The 4,194-nt window shown below is 67.1% G+C and carries 4 protein-coding genes; 3 read left to right on the forward strand and 1 reads right to left on the reverse strand.

Annotated features, from left to right (window positions below):
• Nucleotides 1–276 (reverse strand): hypothetical protein (locus DQP56_RS22945; protein WP_133259013.1); only part of this gene is annotated, 276 nt, incomplete at its 3' end.
• Between DQP56_RS22945 and trmB the strand changes: the two genes are divergently transcribed.
• The 3 genes from trmB to mmpL3 all read left to right on the forward strand — a co-directional run.
• Nucleotides 275–1,033, forward strand: a complete 759-nt coding sequence (gene trmB / locus DQP56_RS22950; protein ID WP_112689327.1) for a tRNA (guanosine(46)-N7)-methyltransferase TrmB — start codon at nt 275–277, stop codon at nt 1,031–1,033. The genes DQP56_RS22945 and trmB overlap by 2 nt on opposite strands.
• A complete protein-coding gene (locus DQP56_RS22955; protein WP_112689325.1) occupies nt 1,030–1,725 on the forward strand; it encodes an NYN domain-containing protein in 696 nt (231 codons plus the stop codon). Before trmB ends, DQP56_RS22955 begins: the two co-directional genes overlap by 4 nt.
• Before the next feature lie 72 nt (nt 1,726–1,797).
• Nucleotides 1,798–4,194 (forward strand): trehalose monomycolate exporter MmpL3 (mmpL3, locus tag DQP56_RS22960; RefSeq protein ID WP_133259014.1); only part of this gene is annotated, 2,397 nt, incomplete at its 3' end.

A 4,194-nucleotide genomic window follows, 5' to 3' on the forward strand; every position in this document is an offset into this window, starting at 1 on the left:
GGCGATCGACGACAGCCGTGGATCGGAGAGCTCGGCGGCCAGCCGGGTCAGCCCGTCGGCGAAAAGCTGGCGCCCCTGTGTCACGACCATGCCCTCCCGCATCGCCCAATCGGCCCACCACGTGCAGGCCATGGTGTCAGCTGTGCCGCCGGGATGCGAGTCACCGTGCCACGGTGTCCGCGCGCCGATCCCGGCGGCCTCGAAAAGCAACTGTTGGGTATCAATGTGGACCGCGCCGTGGGTACACCTGGGTACATGGGCCACCATGGACTGCATGCACGCGCAGCGCGACGTCGAATCGTCATCGGGCGTCCCTGGCATCGATGCACCGGTTCCGCGGCGTGGCCGAAATTTCAGCGTTCGCTACCGGCACTCCGCACTCTCCGTCGGCCAGCGCCAGACCTGGGAGCGACTCTGGCCCGAACTGGGCGCCGACGTGGCGCCGCCGGACGGCACCGACCGCCCCGGTCCGCTGGATCCGCAACGCTGGTTCGGCCGCGCGGCTCCGCTGGTGCTGGAGATCGGCTGCGGAGCCGGCACCTCGACGGTCGCGATGGCCCGGGCCGAGCCGCATTTGGACGTGATCGCCGTGGAGGTCTACGAGCGCGGGTTGGCACAGTTGCTGTGTGCCATCGAACGCGAACAGCTCACCAACGTCCGCCTGCTGCGCGGCGACGGCCTCGACGTGCTGGAGCACCTGATCGCCCCAGAGTCACTGATCGGGGTGCGGGTGTTCTTTCCCGACCCGTGGCCCAAGGCGCGGCACCACAAGCGGCGGCTGCTGCAGCCGTCCACCATGGCCCTGATCGCTGATCGGCTGCAGCCCGGCGGGGTGCTGCACGCGGCGACCGACCATGCCGGTTACGCCGAACAGATCGCCGAGTCCGGCGATGGCGAGCCCGGCCTGCGCCGGGTGACGAATCCCGCTCCGACACTGCCGATCTCGATCGCCCGGCCCACCACCAAGTACGAAGCGAAGGGCCGCGACGCCGGCAGTGCCATCACCGAGTTGATCTGGGAGAAGCCGCGGTGAGCGACGCTGTGGCCGAGGCCCCCGCCCCGTCAGCGCAGATCCCGGAGGACCCGACCGCCGGCGGGCCACCGGCGCGTCGGGTGCTGCTGGTGTGGGACGCACCGAACCTGGACATGGGCTTGGGCGCGATCCTGGGCCGCCGCCCGACCGGGGCGGAACGGCCCCGCTTCGACGCCTTGGGCCGCTGGCTGCTGAATCGCACCGCTGAGATCTCGGCACGTCACCCGCAGCAGCCGGTCGAGCCCGAGGCCACCGTCTTCACCAATATCGCACCGGGCAGCGCCGACGTCGTCCGGCCGTGGGTGGAGGCGCTGCGTAACGTGGGGTTCGCGGTCTTCGCCAAGCCGAAGATCGACGAGGACAGTGACGTCGATTCCGACATGCTCGAACACATCGCGCTGCGGCGGGACCAGGGGCTGGCGGCGGTGGCGGTGGCCTCGGCCGACGGTCAGGCGTTCCGGGAACCGCTGGAAGAACTCTGTGCACTCGGCATAACCGTTTCGGTGCTCGGATTTCGCGAACATGCCAGCTGGGCGCTAGCCTCGGATACCTTGGAGTTTGTCGACCTGGAGGACATTCCTGGTGTGTTCCGGGAGCGGCTGCCGCGGATCAGCCTGGATTCGCTGCCGGAGCAAGGGGCGTGGCTGCAGCCGTTCCGGCCGCTGAGCTCACTGCTGGCCTCGCGCGAGTAACAATTGGACAACCTGGCAAGGGACGCGCGGGCCCGAAAGATGTCTCAACAGACTTTAGTGAGGAGCGTATAGGTGTTCGCCTGGTGGGGTCGAACTGTATACCGCTACCGGTTCATCGTAATCGGCGTGATGGTGGCGCTCTGCTTGGGCGGTGGGGTCTACGGCATGAGTCTGGGCGACCACGTCACCCAGAGTGGTTTTTACGACGACGGCAGTCAGTCGGTCAAGGCCTCGGTTCTCGGTGACGAGGTGTACGGCCGAGATCGCACCAGTCATGTGGTGGCGGTGTTCACCGCGCCGGAGGGCGAGACCGTCGACGACAAGGAGTGGTTCGACGGGATCAAGAACGGGCTGAACAAGGTCAAGGCCGATCATCCCGATCAGATCATGAGCTGGGTCGGCTACTTCACCAATCCCGAAGCGCTGGCCAACATGGCCGACTCGGCCAAGAAACACGCCTTCGCTTCGATCCAGATCGAGGGCGACGACGACGACACCATCCTCAAGAATTTCCAGACGGCCGAGCCCGACCTACAGAAACTCGACGACGGCAAGGTCGAACTCGGCGGCCTGCAGCCGATCGCCAGCGCACTGACCGGAACCATAGCCAGCGACCAGCAGCGCATGGAGGTGCTGGCCCTTCCGCTGGTGGCGGTGGTGTTGTTCTTCGTGTTCGGCGGGGTGATCGCCGCCAGCCTGCCGGTGATCGTCGGCGGTTTGAGTATCGCCGGGGCGACCGGCATCCTGCAGCTCACCACCCACTTCGGGCCGGTGCACTTCTTCGCCCAGCCGGTGGTCTCGCTGATCGGTCTGGGTATCGCGATCGACTACGGCCTGTTCGTGGTGAGCCGGTTCCGGGAGGAGATCGCCGAGGGCTACGACACCGAGGCCGCGGTCCGGCGCTCAGTGATGACCGCCGGGCGCACGGTGGTGTTCTCGGCGGTGCTGATCATCGTCTCCTGCGCCAGCCTGCTGGTGCTGCCGCAGGGTTTCGTGCACTCGTTGACCTATGCGTTCTTCGCCGCGGTGGGGCTGGCCGCGCTGCTGTCGATCACCCTGCTGCCGGCCATCCTGGGGGTGCTCGGCTCAAACGTCGACGCCCTGGGGGTCCGCACCCTCTACCGCATCCCATTCCTGCGGGACTGGGAGTTCTCCAACCGCATCATCGGCTGGTTCGCCGAGAAGACCCAGAAGACCAAGACCCGCGAAGAGGTCGAGGCCGGCTTCTGGGGCAAGCTGGTCAACTTCGTGATGAAGCGGCCGCTGGCGTTTGCTATCCCGATCGTGGTCGGATTGATCTTGCTGATCATTCCGCTGGGCAAGCTGACGTTCGGCGGGATGAGCGAGAAGTACCTGCCGCCGGACAACACCGCCCGGGTGGCCCAGGAGCACTTCGACGAGATCTTCCCCGGTTTCCGCACCGAGAAGCTGACGCTGGTGATCCAGAACACCGCCGACAAGCCGGTCTCCGATCAGCAGGTCGCCGACATCCGCAACCGCGCCATGGCGATCAGCGGGTTCGTCGAGCCGGACGACGACCCGGGCGAGATGTGGAAGGAACGCCCCTACCTGCCCGGTGCGTCGAAGGACCACAGCATCCGGGTGATTGAGAACGGACTGATCAACCGCAACGACGCGGCCCAGAAGATCAAGGCGCTGCGCGCCATGAGCACACCCAAGGGCCTCACCGTGCTGGTTGGCGGCACCCCCGCGCTTGAGCAGGACAGCATCCACGCGATGGTCGACAAGGGGCCACTGATGCTGGTGATCCTGCTGACCACCACCACCTTGTTGATGTTCCTGGCGTTCGGCTCATTGGTGCTGCCGCTGAAGGCGGCGGTGATGAGCGCGCTGACCATCGGGGCGACGATGGGAATCCTGACCTGGATGTTCGTCGACGGGCACGGCGCCGGGCTGCTGAATTTCACTCCCACACCGCTGATGGTGGTGGTGATCGCGCTGGTGGTGGCGGTCGGCTGGGGGCTGGCCACCGACTACGAGGTGTTCCTGGTGTCGCGGATGGTGGAGGCCCGAGAATCCGGGATGTCGACCACCGAAGCCATCCGGATCGGTACGGCGACCACCGGGCGGCTGATCACCGCTGCCGCCCTGATCCTCGCGGTGGTTGCCGCGTCGTTCGTGTTCTCCGACCTGGTGATGATGAAGTACCTGGCGTTCGGCCTGATGGCGGCGCTGCTGCTCGATGCCACCGTGATCCGGATGTTCCTGGTGCCGTCGGTGATGAAACTGCTCGGCGACGACTGCTGGTGGGCGCCGCGCTGGATGAAGCGGATCCAGCACCGGATCGGGCTGGGCGAGATCCGGCTGCCCGACGAGCGCAAGCGCAGGGTGAACCGGCCCAGCGCGCCGGCACCGCTTGTCACGACGCCGGCGGGCGCGGCCCCGGCGCGACCAGTGCACGACCCGACCCATCCCACCGCCGGTGGTCAGGCCCGGCCACGGGCGACT

This window comes from Mycolicibacter senuensis (assembly GCF_003284925.1).
In the GTDB taxonomy this organism is placed as follows: Bacteria; Actinomycetota; Actinomycetes; order Mycobacteriales; family Mycobacteriaceae; genus Mycobacterium; species Mycobacterium algericum_A.

Excerpts from the sequence above, each read along its gene's own strand:
- trmB (WP_112689327.1), top strand. The coding sequence starts at position 275 with ATGCACGCGCAGCGCGACGTCGAATCGTCATCGGGCGTCCCTGGCATC.